Source organism: Paraburkholderia sp. GAS448 (genome assembly GCF_050435685.1).
Taxonomy (GTDB): Bacteria; Pseudomonadota; Gammaproteobacteria; order Burkholderiales; family Burkholderiaceae; genus Paraburkholderia.
Genome location: NZ_JBNDKT010000009.1, coordinates 240,155 through 259,512 on the forward strand (window position 1 = coordinate 240,155; position 19,358 = coordinate 259,512).

The 19,358-nt window shown below is 62.0% G+C and carries 24 protein-coding genes, 1 tRNA gene and 1 riboswitch; of the genes, 10 read left to right on the forward strand and 15 right to left on the reverse strand.

Annotated elements, in window-relative coordinates; all coding sequences use genetic code 11:
- Positions 1-194: 194 nt before the first annotated feature.
- Both P3T23_RS19145 and P3T23_RS19150 read right to left on the reverse strand, forming a co-directional pair.
- Positions 195-1,499: an MFS transporter gene (locus P3T23_RS19145; protein WP_429317720.1), complete on the reverse strand. Its 1,305-nt coding sequence runs from the start codon at positions 1,497-1,499 to the stop codon at positions 195-197.
- A 74-nt stretch (positions 1,500-1,573) separates the two neighbouring features.
- Positions 1,574-1,762 carry a hypothetical protein gene (locus tag P3T23_RS19150; RefSeq protein WP_429317721.1) on the reverse strand — a complete coding sequence of 63 codons (189 nt, stop codon included), beginning with the start codon at positions 1,760-1,762 and terminating at the stop codon, positions 1,574-1,576.
- Positions 1,763-1,814: 52 nt separating this feature from the next.
- On the opposite strand from P3T23_RS19150, the gene P3T23_RS19155 reads away from it, so the two are divergent.
- Complete coding sequence (locus tag P3T23_RS19155) at positions 1,815-2,711, forward strand: LysR substrate-binding domain-containing protein (RefSeq protein ID WP_429317722.1); 897 nt, start codon at positions 1,815-1,817, stop codon at positions 2,709-2,711.
- A 90-nt stretch (positions 2,712-2,801) separates the two neighbouring features.
- Entirely contained in the window at positions 2,802-3,494 is a 693-nt protein-coding gene (locus P3T23_RS19160; RefSeq protein ID WP_429317723.1) for an aspartate/glutamate racemase family protein, read from the forward strand.
- 345 nt (positions 3,495-3,839) lie between these two features.
- Here the strand turns inward: P3T23_RS19160 and P3T23_RS19165 are convergent.
- The 9 genes from P3T23_RS19165 to ydfG form a co-directional block, all read right to left on the reverse strand.
- A tRNA-Lys gene (locus tag P3T23_RS19165) sits at positions 3,840-3,915 on the reverse strand.
- Between the two features lie 173 nt (positions 3,916-4,088).
- The gene (ybgF, locus tag P3T23_RS19170) at positions 4,089-4,838 is read right to left on the reverse strand and encodes a tol-pal system protein YbgF (protein ID WP_429317753.1); all 750 of its coding nucleotides are present in this window, start codon (positions 4,836-4,838) and stop codon (positions 4,089-4,091) included.
- Between the two features lie 15 nt (positions 4,839-4,853).
- On the reverse strand, positions 4,854-5,360 hold the full coding sequence (gene pal, locus P3T23_RS19175; RefSeq protein ID WP_429317724.1) for a peptidoglycan-associated lipoprotein Pal: 507 nt from the start codon (positions 5,358-5,360) through the stop codon (positions 4,854-4,856).
- A 33-nt stretch (positions 5,361-5,393) separates the two neighbouring features.
- Complete coding sequence (gene tolB / locus P3T23_RS19180) at positions 5,394-6,686, reverse strand: Tol-Pal system beta propeller repeat protein TolB (protein ID WP_429317725.1); 1,293 nt, start codon at positions 6,684-6,686, stop codon at positions 5,394-5,396.
- A gap of 114 nt (positions 6,687-6,800) precedes the next feature.
- The gene (gene tolA, locus P3T23_RS19185) at positions 6,801-7,805 is read right to left on the reverse strand and encodes a cell envelope integrity protein TolA (protein ID WP_429317726.1); all 1,005 of its coding nucleotides are present in this window, start codon (positions 7,803-7,805) and stop codon (positions 6,801-6,803) included.
- Positions 7,802-8,248, reverse strand: coding sequence for a protein TolR (gene tolR, locus P3T23_RS19190; RefSeq protein WP_429317727.1), 447 nt, complete (start codon positions 8,246-8,248; stop codon positions 7,802-7,804). The genes tolA and tolR overlap by 4 nt, the downstream gene beginning before the upstream one ends.
- A 10-nt stretch (positions 8,249-8,258) precedes the next feature.
- Positions 8,259-8,936 (reverse strand): protein TolQ, encoded by a 678-nt coding sequence (gene tolQ / locus P3T23_RS19195; protein ID WP_007584943.1) that lies wholly within the window; start codon positions 8,934-8,936, stop codon positions 8,259-8,261.
- 153 nt (positions 8,937-9,089) lie between these two features.
- On the reverse strand, positions 9,090-9,569 hold the full coding sequence (gene ybgC, locus P3T23_RS19200) for a tol-pal system-associated acyl-CoA thioesterase (protein ID WP_429317754.1): 480 nt from the start codon (positions 9,567-9,569) through the stop codon (positions 9,090-9,092).
- 30 nt (positions 9,570-9,599) lie between these two features.
- Positions 9,600-10,373, reverse strand: coding sequence for a bifunctional NADP-dependent 3-hydroxy acid dehydrogenase/3-hydroxypropionate dehydrogenase YdfG (gene ydfG, locus P3T23_RS19205; protein ID WP_429317728.1), 774 nt, complete (start codon positions 10,371-10,373; stop codon positions 9,600-9,602).
- Between the two features lie 188 nt (positions 10,374-10,561).
- A riboswitch (ZMP/ZTP riboswitch) is annotated at positions 10,562-10,662 on the forward strand.
- A 176-nt stretch (positions 10,663-10,838) separates the two neighbouring features.
- On the opposite strand from ydfG, the gene glyA reads away from it, so the two are divergent.
- The 7 genes from glyA (at position 10,839) to P3T23_RS19240 (ending at position 15,504) form a co-directional block, all read left to right on the forward strand.
- A complete protein-coding gene (gene glyA, locus P3T23_RS19210) occupies positions 10,839-12,086 on the forward strand; it encodes a serine hydroxymethyltransferase (RefSeq protein ID WP_429317729.1) in 1,248 nt (415 codons plus the stop codon).
- Between the two features lie 6 nt (positions 12,087-12,092).
- Positions 12,093-12,587 carry a transcriptional regulator NrdR gene (nrdR, locus tag P3T23_RS19215; RefSeq protein WP_133660823.1) on the forward strand — a complete coding sequence of 165 codons (495 nt, stop codon included), beginning with the start codon at positions 12,093-12,095 and terminating at the stop codon, positions 12,585-12,587.
- A 157-nt stretch (positions 12,588-12,744) separates the two neighbouring features.
- A complete protein-coding gene (locus P3T23_RS19220; RefSeq protein ID WP_429317730.1) occupies positions 12,745-13,308 on the forward strand; it encodes a GspH/FimT family protein in 564 nt (187 codons plus the stop codon).
- Positions 13,305-13,730 carry a type IV pilus modification PilV family protein gene (locus tag P3T23_RS19225; protein WP_429317731.1) on the forward strand — a complete coding sequence of 142 codons (426 nt, stop codon included), beginning with the start codon at positions 13,305-13,307 and terminating at the stop codon, positions 13,728-13,730. Before P3T23_RS19220 ends, P3T23_RS19225 begins: the two co-directional genes overlap by 4 nt.
- The gene (locus tag P3T23_RS19230) at positions 13,727-14,536 is read left to right on the forward strand and encodes a PilW family protein (protein WP_429317732.1); all 810 of its coding nucleotides are present in this window, start codon (positions 13,727-13,729) and stop codon (positions 14,534-14,536) included. Before P3T23_RS19225 ends, P3T23_RS19230 begins: the two co-directional genes overlap by 4 nt.
- Entirely contained in the window at positions 14,533-15,063 is a 531-nt protein-coding gene (locus tag P3T23_RS19235; protein WP_429317733.1) for a pilus assembly PilX family protein, read from the forward strand. Before P3T23_RS19230 ends, P3T23_RS19235 begins: the two co-directional genes overlap by 4 nt.
- Before the next feature lie 12 nt (positions 15,064-15,075).
- A complete protein-coding gene (locus P3T23_RS19240; protein ID WP_429317734.1) occupies positions 15,076-15,504 on the forward strand; it encodes a type IV pilin protein in 429 nt (142 codons plus the stop codon).
- A gap of 109 nt (positions 15,505-15,613) precedes the next feature.
- On the opposite strand, the gene P3T23_RS19245 is transcribed toward P3T23_RS19240, so the two are convergent.
- From P3T23_RS19245 to P3T23_RS19255, 3 genes are all read right to left on the reverse strand, one after another.
- The gene (locus P3T23_RS19245) at positions 15,614-16,090 is read right to left on the reverse strand and encodes a DUF3318 domain-containing protein (protein WP_429317735.1); all 477 of its coding nucleotides are present in this window, start codon (positions 16,088-16,090) and stop codon (positions 15,614-15,616) included.
- A 64-nt stretch (positions 16,091-16,154) separates the two neighbouring features.
- Positions 16,155-16,541: a phage holin family protein gene (locus tag P3T23_RS19250; RefSeq protein WP_429317736.1), complete on the reverse strand. Its 387-nt coding sequence runs from the start codon at positions 16,539-16,541 to the stop codon at positions 16,155-16,157.
- A 130-nt stretch (positions 16,542-16,671) separates the two neighbouring features.
- Positions 16,672-16,974 (reverse strand): DUF883 family protein, encoded by a 303-nt coding sequence (locus tag P3T23_RS19255; RefSeq protein ID WP_008919742.1) that lies wholly within the window; start codon positions 16,972-16,974, stop codon positions 16,672-16,674.
- 343 nt (positions 16,975-17,317) lie between these two features.
- Here P3T23_RS19255 and P3T23_RS19260 point away from each other — a divergent pair, with 343 nt between their 5' ends.
- Positions 17,318-17,956 (forward strand): peroxiredoxin, encoded by a 639-nt coding sequence (locus P3T23_RS19260; RefSeq protein ID WP_429317737.1) that lies wholly within the window; start codon positions 17,318-17,320, stop codon positions 17,954-17,956.
- 118 nt (positions 17,957-18,074) lie between these two features.
- Here P3T23_RS19260 and P3T23_RS19265 read toward each other — a convergent pair whose 3' ends face one another.
- Entirely contained in the window at positions 18,075-19,265 is a 1,191-nt protein-coding gene (locus P3T23_RS19265; RefSeq protein ID WP_429317738.1) for an acyl-CoA dehydrogenase, read from the reverse strand.
- Positions 19,266-19,358 lie beyond the last annotated feature (93 nt).

Below are 19,358 nucleotides of genomic sequence, written 5' to 3' on the forward strand. Positions count from 1 at the left end.
CCAGATGAACTTGCCGTTCAGGTGGAAGCTAGCGTGACCGAATGGTCCTGAAACGGTTGAGACAACTGCCTTCCTGGCTGCGCATTGCTACGCATTCGTTTTGCCGGCGCGTCGACATCGGTCGCCGCAACCGGCGGTCAAGCTGAACGTGTGATCGCCGTGAGTAGGGTTCCTGAGCAACCACGACACGGTGTTCAATCCTTGACACGTTCGTCAAACATCGGCAGCGCAACGAGGCTGACCAGCCCACACACGACCATGTACCACACAGGCGCGTAAGGGCTCTTCGTCACGCTGATCAGCCAGGTCACGACGAATGGAGCGAGGCCGCCGAACAGGCTCACGCCAAGGCTGTAAATGATGCCCAGTGAGCGTCCACGAATTTCGCGTGGAAAGCCCTCTAGCAGAAGCAGAAAGCCTGCAGGATTAGCCAGCACCCGAAGGCCGATGATGACCGCCACGCCAGGCAGAATCGTGAGCATGACAGGCGCGCGAAGCATGAGCGCGAACACCGGATAAAGCACCAGCACGCCTGCTATGCCGGTGACATAGAGGATGGGCTTGCGCCGTCCCAGCCGGTCCGTCAGCTTGCCGCAGAGCGGCGAGCCCAGGGTCAGAATCAGGCCGGCGACGCCGCCCGGAAGGAAGGCTGCCGCGCCGGACAGATGCGCTACGTTCGTCAGCCAGGATGGCAAATAGAAAACGACGACGTACATCGAGGACGTGCTGCCGATCATCAGCAGCGTGCCGAGGACAATACGGCGCACGTCATAAGGCGTGCCACTGGACGAGAGACCCGATGTGCGAGGTGTCGCGTGATGCGTCTCGTTGAGGTTGCTGCGGATATACATGCCGACCGGACCGATGAGCAGGCCGAGCAGAAACGGTACGCGCCAACCCCAGCTTTCGAGCGCAGCCGGCGACAACGTATGCGACAGGAGCACACCACATAGCGCGCCGGCGAGCGCCGAAGCGCCCTGGCTCGCGAGCTGCCAGCTCACCAGATAGCCGCGCGTGCCCACAGCGGCTGATTCCATCAGGAAGGTCGTCGATGCCCCGACCTCGCCGCCTGCCGAGAACCCCTGAATCAGCCGGCCAGCCACGATCAAAAGCGGCGCGGCGAGACCGATCTGCGCATACGTCGGGCTCAGACCGATAAGGGCCGTGCCAAGCGCCATCAGCAGGATGGTGAGCGTCATCGCGGCCTTGCGGCCCCGGCGGTCCGCATAGGCGCCGATCACTACGCCGCCAATCGGCCGGATGACGAAGCCGGCGCCAAACGTCGCAAACGACAGCAGGAGCGGACCTTGTACTCCCTCCACCGGGAAAAAGAGCTTGCCGATGAGCGCGGCAAAAAAACTGTAGACCGTGAAGTCGAAGAATTCGAGGGCGTTCCCAAGCGACGTGGCGAGGATGACGCGCCGATGCGTGGCGACATCGGCAGCAACATCGGGTAGCCGGTCGCGCGGCAGCACGACGGGAGAGCAGGTTGTCTTCATGGGGCTCTTCAAGTGCGGAGAAGCGGTGCGAGCATGGCCGGCCAGCAGCGTGCGCCGGCCTGCTGTTCCCTGGCTCAGAACAGGTGATAGATGCCGACCGATGCAGTCAGCGGCGTCATGCCGAGTTCAGGCGCCGTCGAGCCCGGCTGCATAGGCAAAGGGTTGCTGTTCAGGATGACAGTCGAGATTCCGTAGTTCCGGATAAAGCCGGCGCGTGCATACAGTGAGGTGCGTTTCGACAGCGAGTAGTCGTAGCCGACCATCCCCCCAAGTGCCGAAACCCCAGGCCTTCAGTTTTTCTGCAACGGCGTAATAATGACCATCAAGCTTCATCAACTTCGGGCGCTGGTGGCGGTCGCCGATCACGGCAGCGTCATCGGCGCGTCGCGTGCGCTGTTCGTCAGTCAACCGGCCGTCACCAAGGCAATTCGAGAGCTGGAGTCCGATATCGGCATCACGCTACTCGGCCGAAGCGTGAACGGGGTGACGCTCACGCGCACCGGCGAGTCGCTTCTGCAGCACGCCCGGTTGATCGTCGGCGAACTGGGGCGCGCCGAGCAGCAGATGGCGATGGAAAGGGGAGTGCTGGAAGGCCGCGTGACTGTGGGTGTGACGCCGCTTGTCGCACTGACGCTGCTGCCGGACGCGTATGCGCGGTTCCGGCAGGGTATGCCTCAAGTCACGGTGGAATTCCTCGAGCAGAGTGCGACGAAAATGCTGGATAGCCTGCGTCAGGGTTCGCTCGACTTTGCTCTGGCGGCATCAACCGAGGCGATGTCAGACTCTGCCGTGGAATGTTCTGAACTCGTGACGTTTCCGATGGCGTTCGCAGTACGAAAAAGCGGGCTGCTGGCTAATGCGACGTCGCTTGAAGATCTGTGCGATGCCGAATGGGTGCATTCCGACACGACCGATGCGTATCCGCAGTTCGTTGCCGAACTGTTCAATCAGCGCGGCTTGCCTGCGCCACGTCGTATCACGCGCTGCACGTCGCAACCGCTTCTTTACAGCCTCGCGCTGAGTCTTGATGTCGTCATGGCGTGGGCCTCGCACACGCTCGAGCTTGCCAACACGACCGGACATTTTCACAAGCTCGATTTCATCGAGACGTCACGCTATGCCAAACTGCTGTTGATGCAGCGCGAAGGCGCGATCCTCACGCGACCCGCTGACTATTTCATCCGTTGCATCAGGAACGCGGCCATGATGTGATGTGCGGGCGTTACTCGCGAGATCGGGCCGTTTGCGGGAGAGATTCATCAGCGATTCGACGGCGCTGACGTGCGTCGGGAGGAGTTCAGAATGAAGACAATCGGATTGATTGGCGGCATGAGCTGGGAATCGTCGGCCGAGTACTATCGCCTCATCAACCAGCAGATGAAGCAGCGGCTGGGCGGGCACCACAACGCGCGTAGTGTGATGGTCACGGTGAGCTTCGACGAGATCAAGGCGCTGCAACATGCGCAACGTTGGGAGGAACTCGGCGAGCGCATGAAGCAGGCCGCCCTGCAGGTGCAGGCCGCGGGGGCGGATTTTGTGCTGCTCTGTACCAATACGATGCATAGAGTGGCGCCTGCCCTGGAATCGACGCTCGACGTTCCGTTCCTTCACATCGTGGACCCAACCGCAGAGGCGCTGCGCGGTGCCCACGTTGGACGCGTGGGCCTGCTCGGCACTGCCTTCACCATGGAGCAGGACTTCTACCGTGGCCGCATGCAGGATCGGCACGGCATCGAGGTGGTCGTGCCAGAGGCAGCGGAGCGCGCGCTCGTCCACGAGATCATCTACGAGGAGTTGTGCCACGGAATCGTGCGCGACGCATCGCGCGTTGCATATCAGCGGATCATCGATGGCCTGCAGGCTCGGGGCGTTGGCGGCGTCATCCTCGGCTGCACGGAGATCGCGCTATTGATCGGGCAGGACGATGTGACGCTGCCTGTATTCGATACGACCGCGCTGCATGCTCAGGCCGCGGTTAGCTGGGCGCTCGCCTGAACGGCCTTTCGCCGTGGGCATGGGTCGTTTCAGGTGGAGGTGTATATCGTCGCCGACATACCCGCAGTTCCGCGTGAACAGTTCAGTCCGATGCTGAGCGGTTGCTCGGGCAAGGAGGGGGCAACACACGCGAAGTCTTTTGCGCGACGAACACGATTCAGGTATCAATCAGCGCGTGCAACATGTCCCGCGTGTACTTCTGTTCCAGCAGGCACGACAAAGCTGATCTGGAACGTGACACGCAGCTCGTTCGGGATGAACACTTGCGCGTGCGGTTGTTTGACTGCGGTTACACAGAAACGGAAATGAAAAAGGGCCTAGCCGAAGCTAAGCCCTTGAATCTTTTGGTAGGCCGTACGGGATTCGAACCTGTGACCAACGGATTAAAAGTCCGCTGCTCTACCAGCTGAGCTAACGACCCAAAAGAGATCAAAATTATAGCGAGGTGATCGCAAGGCTGTCAACAGGCCGTGCGGGGCGCCGAAAAGAAGGAAAGCCCGGAGCAATCAATGCTCCGGGCTTTCCGGCGAGAGGCGCGCGGTGCGGTGAACAGGCCGGGGCCAGTGCTACGCGCTGTACTGTGAAAAAGCTGCCTTACTTGATCTGCGACAGCTTGCTTTGTGCCGACTGTGCGACGTCAGAACTGCCGTATTGCGCGACGATCTGCTCGAGGGTCTTCCGGGCGGCTGCCTTCTGTCCCTGTTCGAGCTGATTGTTCGCAATCGCAAGCAACGCTTCCGGTGCTCGCGGATGCTGCGGATAGTTCTTCACCACGCCTTGCCATGTCGCCGTCGAGCCCTTGTAATCGCGCAACGCATACAGCGCGTTGCCGAGCCAGTACTGCGCGGTCGGCTGATAAGGGCTCTGCGGAAACTTCGAGATGAAAGCGCGGAACGACGCTGCTGCGTTTTTGAAATCACCGTTGCGGAACTGCTGCGAAGCGGTGTTGAACGCTTCCGTCTCACCCGGCTGCACTTCGCCCTGTACACCGTCGACCGTCTGCTGCTGTGGCTCGAACTTCTTCAACCGGCCGTCAAGGTCGGTGTAGTAGTCCTTCTGCTGCTTTTGCAGGGTGGAGAGCTGGTTAGCCATGTCCTCGTTCTGTCCGCGCAGCGTCGCGACCTGCTGATTCAGCTGGTCGAGACGATTGGACTGATCGAGGATAGTGCGTTGCGCGGCGGACAGCTGACTCGACAGGCTGTCGGTCTTGGCGCGCAGATCAAGGATCGCCTGGCGAGCCTGATCGTCATCGAACATGCCAGCATGCGCAGGTGCGGCCATCAAGGCCGAGCCCGCCACGCAGGCCACTGCGGCAACCCGCAGCCAGGAGAAACGGTGCGTCATTCGGCTCATGATCCGTTACTGTTGATAGACGAGATCGGCGCGGCGGTTCTGTGCCCACGACGCTTCGTCATGACCCGTTGCCAGCGGCTTTTCCTTGCCGAGGCTCACGGCTTCCATCTGCGAATCGGGCACGCCCAGCAGGGACAGCGAACGACGCACAGCTTCAGCACGCTTCTGGCCCAGTGCCAGGTTGTACTCGCTCGTGCCGCGTTCGTCGGTGTTGCCCTGGATCAGGACGTGGCGTTCCGGATGACTCTTCAGGTATTGCGCGTGTTGCTGCAGCAGCGGCTGGTAGTCGTCGCGTACCGAGTAGCTGTCGAAGTCAAAAAAGACGCTGCGCTTGGCGAGCGGGCTGTTCGGATCGTTCAGCGGATCGACGTTCACCTGCGCAACCGCGTTCGGGTTCGGTTGCGTGCCGACTGCGCCGCCCTTGGCGTTTTCGTCCATCTTGACACCCGAATGACATGCGGCCAGCGCACTGACCATCAATACGGCAAATGCGATACGAAGTTTGGACATCATTTGTAACTCTCCTTGTGTGTTATTGCGTAGATGTTATTGCATAAACGGGCCCCAGGACGGCTCGCGAACGCTGCCGCCCTGAACGGACAGGACCTGCCGGGTACGACCGTCGGTCGACACCGCAGCCAACACGCCACGGCCGTTTACCTCAGTGGCGTAAAGAATGTACTGACCGTTCGCCGCGAAGCTGGGCGATTCGTCATGTGTTGTATCGGTAAGACCCGTTGCCGCGCCGGACTGCAGGTCCTGAACGAACAACTTGAAGCCGCCGCCCGTGCGCGAGATGTACGCGAGTTGCTTGCCGTCCGGGCTCACGCGCGGGCTCGTGTTGTAGTTGCCGGTGAATGTGACGCGTTGCGCCGGGCCGGCGCTTTCGCCCTGGGCCGACATCTTGTAGATCTGCGGTGCGCCGCCACGGTCGCTCGTGAAGTAGATCGACTGTCCGTCGGGAGAGTAGGCGGGTTCGGTATCGATCGAGCTGCCTTGCGTCAGGCGACGCAGGCCGCTGCCGTCGGCGTTGACGGCGAAAATCTGCGTGTTGCCGGTGCGCGAGAGCGCGACGGCGAGCGTGCGGCCATCAGGCGACCACGCTGGCGCACTGTTGTTGCCCTTCTGGTCCGACACGATGATGCGGCGGCCCGTCGGCAGATCGTGGATGTAGACGATCGGCTTCTTCTTCTCGAACGAGACGTACGCGACCTTCGTGCCATCCGGCGACCATGCCGGAGAGATGATCGGCTCCGGGCTCGACAGTGCGATGTGCGCGTCCTGACCGTCCGAATCGGAGACCTGCAGCTGGTACCGGCCGCCCGTCTTGATGACATACGAGAGGCGCGTAGCGAACGCGCCGCGCGTGCCCATCAGCTTTGCATAGATGTAGTCCGCGACCTTGTGCGCGCTCATCCGCAGGCCACTTTCCGGGCTCACGAGCACGAGGCCGCCGAGGCTCTGCTGCTTGACGGTGTCGTAGAGCTTGAAGCGGACTTCGTACTGGCCGTTCGCGAGGTGGTTCACGCTGCCTGAGACAAATGCATCTGCGCCCTTGGCTTTCCAGCTGCCGAGGTCGACGGAATCGGTTTCCGAAACGGGCGTGCTGCCCGCGTCGATATTGGTGAATTTGCCGCTGCGCTGCAGATCCTGCCGCACGATCGTGCTGACCTGCTGAGGGGAATTCGCTTCATTGGCGAAATTCGCCGTCGCGATCGGAAACTGGGTGGACCCGACGCCCGTAACAAGGACATTGAGCTGCGCATTTGCACTGCTGCCCGCCGCGATCAGGCACGACGCCAGGAGCACCCTCAGGCCTGACTTGGTCATCAAACTCATGCTGTATGGATTCTCCAAAAACAGATTTTCTAACACTTTACGACAGCAGAGAGACCCGAAAACGAACGATTCGTTCCCGAGTGCGCCCCGCCTGGCGGGGCGCCGCGTCTGCCGTCAACCTGCCGGTCGCAACGTAATCGTAAAGCTGGCCGGTGTCTTGCCGTTGACATCGAGTGGCATTGGATCGGAGCGCTGGACGGCGCGCAGCGCCGCGTTGTCCCACTCGATGTTGCCACTGCCGTGCGTGATGGTTGCGCTCAGAAGTGTGCCCGTTGGCGCACAGCGTACTGCAACGACGGTTTCGAGTCCCTGCGTGTCGCCACCCCAGACGATTTTCGGTCTCACCAGACGCTGCACCTTCTCGGCAAAGCCCGGCGACGCCGCCGTGCCGCCCGCGCCGCTGCCGGTGCCGCTCTTCGCTAGACCGTTGCCCGTCGAGCCTTCGCCGCCGGCCATGCCCTGCAGCTGCGCCAGACGGGCGCGGCGTTCGTCGTCGAGCTTCTTCGACTGCGCTTCGGCCTGAGCCTGCGCCTTGGCCTTGGCGGCTTTCTCCGCGTCGGTCTTCTTCTGCGCTTCAGCCTGTGCCTGCTTCTCTTCGTCCTGCTGCTGCTTTAGCTGTTGCTGCTTCTGCTGTTCGGCCAGTTGCTGCTGTTTCAGCTTGTCGGCCTGCTGCTGTTGCTGCTTCTGCTTCGCTGCCGCAGCCTTCTGTGCGGCGAGATCCTCGGCCTGCTGCTGCGCCAGTTGTTGCTGGCGCTTTGCTTCCGCTTCCTGCTGCGCCTGCAGCTTCTGACGCTGTTGTTCGGCCAGCTGGGCCTCGCGCGCGGCTTCCTGCTGCTGGCGCTTCTTTTCCTGCAGTGCGATATCGGCCTGTTCGTTCTGAACTGGCGGGGCAGGTGCGACCGGAGCGGGCGGAGGCGGTACGGGCCGCGGAACCGACGTGTCGGGCACTTCGGTCCACAGCTCGGCTTCGGCGCCGGCGGGCGTGCTGTTCTGCCAGTGAATGCCGTGATACAGGAAGAACCCGAGCAGCACGTGCATCAGCAGCGCGAGCACGAATGCGCGCCACGTCCCGCGTTCTCGCGGTGGCCGGAGCGGATAGGCGGCGTTCTTCCGGGTCATTGCGATTTGACGAGCAATCCAACGCGTTTGACGCCACGAGCCTTCAGGTCGGACATCACGTTCATGACGACTTCATATTTGACCGTCTTGTCGGCGGCGATCACGACCGGCTGATCGGGATGGGTCTGCGCGCGGTCGGTGATGAAGCTGTTCAGATCGGCCTTCGTCATGTCTTCCTGCTGCTGCGTACCGGCGTCGTCCTTGTACTTGACGCTCATCTTGCCGTCGGCGCGGATATTGACGATCACAGGCGGCGTCTGCTGCTGAGGTGCTGCGCCGCCGACTGTCGGCAGATTGACGATCGATGGTGCGACAAGGGGCGCGGTCACCATGAAGATCACGAGCAACACGAGCATCACGTCGATGTACGGCACGACGTTGATATCGGACATGGCGCGGCGTGAGCGGCCGCCATGCATGCTTGAACGGGAGGAACCGGCCATCGTGGACTCCTTAGTGCGCCTGGCGCTGCAGGATGTTCGAGAACTCTTCGATGAAGGTCTCGAAGCGGATCGCGAGGCGGTCGATGTCGTGCGCGTAGCGGTTGTAGGCGACCACCGCAGGAATCGCGGCGAAGAGGCCGATGGCCGTCGCGGTCAGCGCTTCGGCGATACCGGGCGCGACATTGGCGAGCGTTGCCTGCTGAACGTTCGCGAGACCGCGAAACGCATTCATGATCCCCCAAACCGTGCCGAACAGGCCAATGTACGGGCTGACCGAGCCGACCGAGGCGAGGAACGCAAGATTCGCTTCGAGCACGTCCATTTCGCGCTGGAACGCGGCGCGCATTGCGCGGCGTGCGCCGTCGAGAATCGCGCCCGGATCGTTCAGACGCTTCTCCTTGCCCTTCAGGAATTCGCGCATGCCGGACTCGAAGATCCGCTCGAGCGCGCCGATCGTGTGACGGTTGTTGGCAGCGCTTTGATACAGTGCCTGCAGGTCGCCGCCGGACCAGAAGTCGCGCTCGAAACGCTCGGTCTGCGCGCGCGCGCGCCGGATTGCAAACCACTTGCGAAAGATGAAAGTCCACGACATCAGCGACAGCAGCAGCAACAGGGCCATCACTGCCTGCGCCAGCAGGCTCGCATTAAGAACGAGAGAAATGATCGACAGATCTTGTGTAGTGTTCATATAGGTTCGTTGTAACGTCCCGGAAGGGGCGTCCGGCTGAAGGGCTCATCGAAGCTTTCCGTGGGGAAACCGGAAGCCTCGGCGAAGCGCTGGCCGAACCATGCTTTGTGTTGCGTGATCGATACGAGTTCAGTGGCCCCGTAACAACGGTACTCAGGCGCCTGCCGTTGACAAACCGGTTCGAGATTGCCCGGGTCCGCGCCGCAACGCAGCGAGGACCGGCGGAGGAATGGCGGTGGGTTTGATCGCGGTGCGGTCGACGCAACCGACCCGGATGCTCCCTTTAGCAAGTAGCGTACCTTCACACCAGGCTTCCTGCGCGAAATCGACCGACGCTCGGCCAAGACGCTCGATCCGGCTGATGACCGTCACGACGTCGTCGAGGCGGGCTGGAGCGCGAAAATCAAGCGCAGTGCTACGCACAATGAACATCGCGCCCGTTTCATCCGCAAGCCGGGCCTGGTCGACTCCGCACGCGCGCAGCCATTCGGTGCGCGCGCGCTCGAAATACTTCAGGTAATTCGCGTAAAACACGATGCCGCCGGCGTCGGTATCTTCGTAATACACCCGGATCGGCCAGGTGAAGCCGATTTCGGTGCCGGGATGGCTGGTAGACATATCCATACCGCGCATTTTACCGGAACGCACGCCACCCCCGTCATTTCAGGGGCGCGTTCCGCCTGGCGTGACCTGGCCGCGATGGATGCTCAGCCCGGCAAACGACTGCGCGACGGGCATCAGCTCGATCGTGTTGATGTTGACGTGCGCCGGGCGCGTTGCGATCCAGTAGATCGAATCGGCGATGTCCTCGGCGGTCAGCGGCTGAACGTTCTGGTACACGTTAGCCGCTTTTTCGTCGTTGCCGCGAAAGCGCACGTTCGAGAATTCGGTGCCGCCGCACAGGCCCGGTTCGACGTCCGTCACGCGGATGGCCGTGCCGGCCAGGTCGGCGCGCAGATTCAGGCTGAACTGGCGCACGAAGGCCTTGGTCGCGCCGTATACGTTGCCGCCCGGATACGGCCAGCTTCCTGCCACCGAGCCGAGATTGAACACATGCCCGCGATTGCGCTCGACCATGCCCGGCAGCAGGGCACGGGTCACCTGCACAAGGCCGGTGCAATTGGTGTCGATCATGGTGGTCCAGTCGTCGAGCTCCGCGCGCTGCGCGGGCTCGAGGCCGAGCGCGAGCCCGGCGTTGTTGACAAGCACGTCGATGGCGGCGAATTCTGCCGGCAGCGCAGCGGGGGCGGCCTCGACGGCAGCACGATCGCGGACATCGAGTTCGAGCGGCAGAAGCGCGTCGCCGAGTTCGCTGGCGAGCGCGTCGAGGCGATCCTTGCGGCGCGCGGTGGCGACGACCTTGTGGCCGCTCTTGACGAAAACGCGGGCGATGGCCGCGCCGAACCCGGCGGACGCCCCTGTAACGAAGACGATCATTGCTGTTCCCTGGTCGGAGGAGAGAGAAAAAAGGAAGGTGCAAAGCCTACTTCCAATGCGGCGCTGCGGCAAGGAAGACCATGGCCCGAAAAGGCTGTCTCTCCGCCCGGTTTGGCCCCCGAGTGGCCGCCGCAAGCCGTTGCCCGCGGCGGTTGCCTATTCGATGCGCTTCCAATACACTAACGCGCTCATCCCTGCGTGACTGGCGATAGAACCCTCGGGGGTTCAAGGTGGAGCCACCCACCGTGAAGCGCAGGGTGCCGTTTTGCCGTTCGCCTGGGCAGCCAAGATCCGCGCGCCGTCGTTTGCGCTGCCGGTGGCTGTCCTGCCTCGCGTGTGCGGCGCCTCTTCATCCGCAACGTCCAAGGCTGGCCCAGTCGCCAGCAGCGCCGCGTAAACGCTACGCTTTCTACATGAAATTCGGCGCACGATCCGGTCAACCTGAAAACACTTAACGGAAACCGTATGTTTGACAGAGCCCAAAGCACCATCGCCAACGTCGATCCCGAAATCTGGAAGGCGATCGAGCAGGAAAACCGCCGTCAGGAAGATCACATCGAGCTGATCGCGTCGGAAAACTACACGAGCCCGGCTGTGATGGCCGCGCAAGGCTCGCAGCTGACCAACAAGTACGCTGAGGGCTATCCCGGCAAGCGTTACTACGGTGGCTGCGAATACGTGGACATCGTCGAGCAGTTGGCAATCGACCGCGTGAAGCAGATTTTTGGCGCCGAAGCCGCCAACGTGCAGCCGAACTCGGGTTCGCAGGCAAATCAGGGCGTGTTTTTCGCCATGCTGAAGCCGGGCGACACGATCATGGGCATGAGCCTCGCGCACGGTGGCCACCTGACGCACGGCTCGCCCGTCAACATGTCGGGCAAGTGGTTCAACGTGGTCAGCTACGGCCTGAACGAGGCGGAGGATATCGACTATGACGCCGCCGAAAAGCTCGCCCAGGAACACAAGCCGAAGCTGATCGTGGCCGGCGCGTCGGCGTTCTCGCTGCGTATCGACTTCGAGCGCCTGTCGAAAATCGCAAAATCGATCGGCGCATACCTGATGGTCGATATGGCGCACTATGCGGGCCTCATCGCCGCGGGCGTCTACCCGAACCCGGTGCCGCACGCCGATTTCGTCACGACAACTACCCACAAGAGCCTGCGCGGCCCGCGCGGCGGCGTGATCCTGATGAAGGCCGAATTCGAGAAGCAGATCAATTCGGCGATCTTCCCGGGCATCCAGGGCGGTCCGCTGATGCACGTGATTGCCGGCAAGGCCGTTGCGTTCAAGGAAGCGCTGTCGCCGGAATTCAAGGAATACCAGCAAAAGGTTGTCGAGAACGCACGCGTGCTTGCGGAAACGCTGGTGAAGCGCGGTCTGCGCATCGTGTCGGGCCGTACCGAAAGCCACGTGATGCTGGTCGATCTGCGTGCCAAGAAGATTACCGGCAAGGCTGCGGAAGCGGCGCTCGGCGCGGCGCACATTACGGTCAACAAGAACGCGATTCCGAACGACCCCGAAAAGCCGTTCGTTACGAGCGGTGTGCGTCTTGGCTCGCCGGCCATGACGACGCGCGGCTTCGGCCCGAAGGAAGCGGAGCAGGTCGGCAACCTGATCGCCGACGTGCTCGACAACCCGGAAGATGCAGCCACGATCGAACGCGTACGCGCGCAGGTCGCCGAGTTGACGAAGCGCTTCCCGGTTTATCGCTAACAGGCTATGCGCTGCCCCTTCTGCCGGCACGACGACACACAGGTGGTGGATTCCCGCGTGTCGGAAGACGGCGCCGCGATTCGCCGGCGCCGTCGCTGCCCGGCCTGTGACAAACGTTTTACGACGTATGAACGGGTCGAGCTGGCGTTGCCGTCGGTCGTCAAGAAGGACGGCAGCCGCACGGAATTCGATCGCCGCAAGATCGTCGCGAGCATGCAACTGGCGCTGCGCAAGCGCCCGGTTGCCGCGGACGCGATCGATGCGGCCGTCGCCCGCATCGAATACCAGTTGCTGGGCAGCGGCGAGCGTGAAGTGCGTAGTGACCGGCTCGGTGAGCTCGTCATGAACGAGCTGCGCGGGCTCGACACGATTGCCTATGTCCGTTTCGCATCGGTCTACCGGCGCTTCGAGGACGTGTCCGAATTCGAGGACGTGATCGAAGAGTTTCGCCGCATGGCCACACCCGCCGCCGCTCCAGGCAAACCTTCCCGTAAGCGCTGAGTCTTCGCGCATCCGCATTTTTCATCCCGTCCAGTTTCCGTTACGCCTGAATTCTGGCGTGCCTTAGCGCCCGATCGCTACCTGGCCATTCGGCAGATTGTCGTTGCGTTGATGCCTCTGTAGATTGTGTGCATTCTTCGATCGATCAGGAATGCAGATGAAATCGAATGTGGTTACACGATCTGGCGGACGAGGCTTCACGCTCGTCGAATTGATGGTCGTTGTCGTGTTGCTCGCGGTGATCGCCGTCATGGCAACGCCGACGTTCGTTGCATGGCACGTACGCGATCAGGTCGATGCGCGCGCGAAGGCGCTCGTCTCGACATTCGCCTATGCGCGTAACGAGGCGCTCAGGCTCGGCGCGCGGGTGACGGTTTGCCGTATCGATGCAGCACGCCAATGCCTTGCAGTGAGCAAGGCCTGCGCGAATGGATCGCTGGACTGGTCATGCGGATGGGCGGTGATGATCGAGCGGGCGGGAGGGCAGTCGGTGTTGCGCGCGCAACCGGAACTTGCCGCGGTCAGCGTGACGGGAACATTAACCGAGATTGCTTTTACTCCGCCGGCCGGTCAGATCATCGGTAGCTTTCGCAGCCTCGATATTGCGCCACGCACACCATCGCCGGCAACAGGCGGCTCCCGCTGGCGACGTTGTGTGCGCATTGCCGCTGGCGGTCGCGTACGCAGCGAAGAGGGCCCTTGTAGTGGGGCGGCGTCATGACTTGGCGGAACGCGAGATGTTGTTCAGGCGGGACGCTGATCGAAGTGTTGCTCGCCGTGGCGCTAACCGCCGTAACGGCGCTTGGTCTGATCGCAACGCAACTATGGATTGCGCGTCATGCGAACGCGACGGCGGCGCGCGAGCGGGCGGTATTCGTTGCCGACTCGATCGTTGAAGCGATGCGTGCGCCTGGTGCGAGTGGCTTTGACACGACTCAATGGCAGGCGCGTGTCGCGAGCATTCTGCCGAAGGGCGAAGCGTCGGTCAACGCGCAGGCCGCCGGAATGTCGAGTGCACGCGTGACGTGGACCGCGCTGCGGGAGGCGCGCGGGTCGGGCGAGGTGATCGACGTGCCTGATTCGTGCGGCGACATCACGGCTGCGCCAGGCATGTCCTGCATCGCGATAGCGTTTGCGAAATGAAGCGGCGCCGATATCTAACGCGTGGCCACACGCTGCTCGAGTTGATGATCGCGACCGCGCTAGGGCTGATGGTTACGGCAGGTGCCGTGTCGCTTTATCGGTCGCAGCGCGATGCTTTTACGCACGCGAGTGATGCGACGTATATCAACGAAGCCGGCGTCGCGTCGCTGACACTGCTCGGGCAGCAGATCCAGATGGCTGGATTCACGCCGGTCGACGCCAGTCCCGGGAACGCTGCGCCGGCACTATTCGGCTGCTCGGGTGCGCGTCCCACCGGTGGAGACGATAGTCCGAGCTGCGAGGCGCTCGCGAGCCACTCGGACGGGATCGTCATCCGCTATGTCGGCGACAGCATATCCACGTGGCCTTCAGCCACCGGCCAGACAACCGACTGCCTTGGTCAAGCTGTGGAAGGTTCGGTGGCCAGCGAGGGCGCGTCTGGTGTGTTGGTCTCCAACCGCTTTTACGCGAACAGAAGCGGATCAACCGGTGAGACCGAACTCTACTGCGAAGGTAACGGGCGGCCGGGCTACGGACAGCCGCTCGTCGAAGGCGTCGAGCAGTTGCGGATCAGGTACTGGCCTGCGGGCGCGTTGCAACCGCTTGACGCGTCCGCGATCACGTCGAACCAGTGGTCGAAGATCGTGGCGGTTGACCTTTGCGTGCTGGTGCAGGGTGCGCCGCTCGGTCGACGTATGCGCTATGTCGATTGCGACGGCGTCGCCAGTCTCGGCACCGATACGCGTCCAAGGCAGGCGTTCTGGCGTCGCGTCGCAGTGCGCAACAACGAAGAGGTGTCGCAATGAAAGGAGGCTTCACCGGACATATCTCACGCCGTAGCTGTCACTTCGCGCACCTGCGCGGCGTGGCGTTACCGCTAGTGCTACTGATCTCGTCAATGATGCTTACGACGTCGGCCATCTGGTTCGAGACGTCGCTCGTCGCTGCGCGCAATACGACGAACATATACGACTATCTGCAAGCCTTTCACGCTGCAGATTCGGCACTGACGTTATGCGGGCAAACCTTGACAACAAGCATTACACCGGTCGCTCCCGCTGTCGGCGGGGAACCCGTTGCATGGAAGCGCCAGGCGACTTTCGAAGCAAACGCCTTCACACCCGTTGCGCAATGGTCCGGCTCGAGCCGGCCGCCCCAATGTCTCGTTGAACCATGGCAACTGGGAAGCCGCCCGGAAGCGCAGGCTTTTCTGCTGACCGCGCGCGGTTTCGGTGCGACCCCTGACACGCAGGTGTGGCTGCAGCTTGAAATCGCAATCGACGGCGAGAGAACGGAGCGTCGTTGGCGGCGCGTCGCCGCAAGACCGTACTGAACGGAGGTCGGCATGAACTCACGAGTCACTGCCTTTACGCTGCTCGAACTGGTCATTGCGATCGCTATAGGAGCAACGCTCGCGATGTTTGCCGTGCCGTCATATCAAAGTCACGTGGCGCGAAGTCGTCGGGTGGATGCAGCATCGGCGTTGTATCGCGCGGCCCAGTTTGTGGAAGCGGCAGCCAGCAATGATACGGCCGCGTTACCGTCCGGTCTCGATCAGGCTCCGCCGCTCGGCACGGCCGTCTATCGGCTACGCGCGCTCCCGGCAGACGATACCAACGGAGGATATTCACTGGAAGCGCGGCCCGTGGAGACGGGGCCTATGCGTGATGACCCGTGTGGGACCTTCGTTCTCGACGCGACGGGGTTGCGCACAAATCGCGGGGTCGATGACGCAGTTGTGACGAATGACAACGATTGCTGGAATACCCGATGACCTATCAGCTAAACCCGGCGAGAGGCCGACTCGCGTGTCGACGGCTTGCCCTCGCGCCACAACGGGGAACACGCAAGTGCAACTTGCGGCCGTTCGCTCACAACCGGGATCAGCCGCCGTTGCGCGAGCCGCGCGAATCAGGGGCGTCAGGTTGAGTATCGGCTCTGCTTTCCTTGACCTGCTGCCAGATCCGATACGCTTCCCATGCGGCAAGCGCAAGGCTGCCCCATTTCAGCACCGGCTTGGCGCTCGCGGTGACGGTCCTGCGAAGAGGTTTCGCGAGCAGCAGAGATACCAGCGAACTCAGCAGCGGGTACTGCTTGAGCAACCCGCCGATGCCTGCGCCCACCCCTTTCTTCGCCGAGCCCCGACCCATGCCGCCAAAACCGGGCACAAAGAATCTGAGCCAGCTGAAATGGGTCACCGCCCGCCGCAATTCGACGGTTGCCTGCACGAGTTCCATACGCTCGACATCCGCACGGACGAGCAACAGCTCCTTGCGCAGTGCGCGCAGATGGGGGGCGCTCAGATTCTTCGAGGGCCGCGGGCTGCTGCGAAATGCGTGGTCCTGGCGGGTTTGGCTCATGAGTGATTGGCGGCGGTTGTGGATCGAAGAACGGGACGGGCGGACACCTAAGCTCGAGAACGCGTTACCGCTTGCGGAACATCTCACGGTCTTTTTCGAACTCGTGCAGCGTGGCTTCGAAAACGACAGGTGCGTGGTGCAATCCATTGCGCGCTTTCACACCACAGAATACGGCGGCGAGCGCATAAACCGCGGTAATGACGGCCAGCGCCTGCCAGCGGTAGGTGTCCCAGAAGGCAATGGCGACAAGGGCCGTCAGCGCAACGAGCGCCAACATGGCGAGCATCATCGCCGCGACCCCGAGAAAAAGGACGGCGAGCAGACGGTCTTTCTCCTCGGCGAGTTCGATGCCGATGAGTTCGAGCCGCGTCTGCAGGATCGCGAATACAGAGCTGAGGATGCGTCGCACTGGCCCGTGATCCGCGCGCTGCGATTGTGTATCGATCGTCATGGCTTATGCGCGTTGCGTGTGGAAATGCTGGAGATGCGCCAGAAGAAGCGGACCGGCCAGGCGCGCACCGGTCAACCATGTCAGAAGCACGCCGGACCGTGGACCGGCGCTGACGGCCGCAAAGCCTGGATTACTTGCGATTGATCAGCAGGCCGACCAGCACGCCGACGCCAGCCGCAATGCCGATGGACGCCCACGGATGCTCGTGCACGTAGTCATCGGTGGCGCGCGCGGCCTTCTTGCCCTTTTCGACGACGACGACCTGCACGTCGGCCGCCTTTTCCTTCGCCTGCTTCAGGCGTGTGAGCGCCGTTTCACGGAGTTCCGAAGCGCGCTCGCCCGTGGCGCTCGCGGCCTGCTTGAGCAGGTCTTCAGCGTCCGCGAGGACTGTTTTGATATCCGACATCAATCTCTCCTTGTTGACTTCCGACATTGACAGCTCCCTTCGTGTCACGCTACGCGTTTAATCCTAGCTAAAGAAACGGTTGCTGGCGAGCGCAGCGCGTCGTTTGCCAATCTTTTCGCGGGAACCGTTCCCGGAATCTGCACTGCCATCGAATCGCCAGCGCCACAAAGGGGCGGGCGACACAATCGTATTCTGATGGAGTTGATCTGGCACGCAAAGTTTCGCTCAAGCCAGAGAAAATTACAAAAATTCATAAAGTAGTGAAGGGATCTTCGTTAGCTGTGCAAGCCGCATCCCGTATGCTCTAATTTTGCCGGTCCCGCAGGTTTAATCCTGCGTCGGACCAATCGAACACTTCAAGGAGAGGATTATGAGTCTACGTCTTGGCGACGTCGCACCCGATTTCGAGCAGGATTCGAGTATTGGCCGGATCAGGTTTCACGAATGGCTGGGCGACAGCTGGGGCGTGCTGTTTTCGCATCCTGCCGATTTCACGCCGGTTTGCACGACGGAACTCGGTCTGACGGCGAAGCTCGCCAGCGAGTTCGAAAAGCGCAATGTGAAGACGATCGCGCTGTCGGTCGACAGTGCCGAGTCGCACAAGGAGTGGATCAAGGATATCAACGAGACGCAGGCGGCGAGCGTCGGCTTTCCGATTCTGGCCGATGGCGACCGCAAGGTGTCGGAGCTTTACGACATGATCCATCCGAACGCGAGCGAGACGTTCACGGTCCGGTCGCTCTTCGTGATCGACCCGAAGAAGAAGGTGCGTCTCATCATCACCTATCCGGCCAGTACGGGCCGTAACTTCGACGAAGTGCTGCGTGTGATCGATTCACTCCAGCTCACCGACTACCATTCCGTCGCGACGCCGGGCAACTGGAAACAGGGCGACGACGTGGTGATCGTGCCGTCGCTGAAGGACGAAGAGGTGATCAGGCAGAAGTTTCCGAAGGGCTACAAGGCGTTGCGTCCTTATCTGCGCATGACGCCGCAGCCTGACAAATAAGCCGGGCGGTGCCGGCTGACGTGAGAGCCGGCCGGCAAACGCCGGAGGCACAAGCAAAAACCCCACGTTCGGAACCGAACGTGGGGTTTTTAGTTCGCCGCAGACCTCGCGCCAAAGGTCAGAAAAACGCCTGGATCCCCGTCTGCGCACGGCCGAGAATCAGTGCGTGGATATCGTGCGTGCCTTCATACGTGTTGACCACTTCGAGGTTCACGAGATGTCGCGCGATGCCGAATTCGTCGGAAATGCCATTGCCGCCGAGCATGTCGCGAGCGAGACGCGCGATATCCAGCGCCTTGCCGCATGAGTTGCGCTTCATGATCGACGTGATTTCGACGGCGGCTGTGCCTTCATCCTTCATTCGTCCGAGGCGCAGCACGCCTTGCAGGCCGAGCGTGATTTCGGTCTGCATGTCGGCGAGCTTCTTCTGGATCAACTGGTTGGCGGCGAGCGGCCGGCCGAACTGCTTGCGGTCGAGCACGTATTGCCGGGCCGTGTACCAGCACGATTCCGCCGCCCCGAGCGCACCCCAGGCGATGCCGTAGCGCGCCGAGTTCAGGCAGGTGAACGGTCCACGCAGGCCCTTCACGTTCGGCAGCATGTTTTCTTCGGGTACGAACACTTCGTCGAGCACGATCTCGCCGGTGATCGACGCACGCAGGCCGACCTTGCTGTGGATGGTCGGTGCGCTCAAGCCTTTCCAGCCCTTCTCGAGGATGAAGCCGCGAATCTCATCCTTGCCGTCTTCCTCCAGCTTCGCCCAGACGACGAAGACATCGGCGATCGGCGAATTGGTGATCCACATCTTCGAGCCGGACAGCGAATAGCCGCTGTCGACCTTCTTCGCCCGCGTGACCATGCTGCCCGGATCCGAACCGTGGTTCGGCTCGGTGAGGCCGAAGCAGCCGATCCATTCGCCAGTGACGAGTTTCGGCAGGTATTTCGATTTTTGCGCTTCGGAGCCGAATTCGAAGATCGGCACCATCACGAGCGACGACTGCACCGACATCATCGACCGATAGCCCGAATCCACGCGCTCGACCTCCCGCGCGATCAGCCCGTAGCTCACGTAATTGAGGCCGGGGCCGCCGTATTGCTCGGGAATCGTCGGGCCGAGCAGGCCGAGTTCGCCCATCTCGCGGAAGATCTCGATGTCGGTCTTTTCGTGACGGAAGGCTTCGAGCACGCGCGGAGCCAGCTTGTCCTGCGAGTACGCCGCTGCGGCGTCGCGCACCATGCGTTCGTCTTCGGTGAGTTGCTGATCGAGGAGCAGCGGGTCTTCCCAATGAAACTGCGCGGCGTCGGCCATGATGTGTCTCTCCTGATTTCCTGAATCTCTGCTTGACTTAAGTTCCGCACGGCGGAACAATGTTTTGCAAATGAGATTTGAGTGTATCACCCG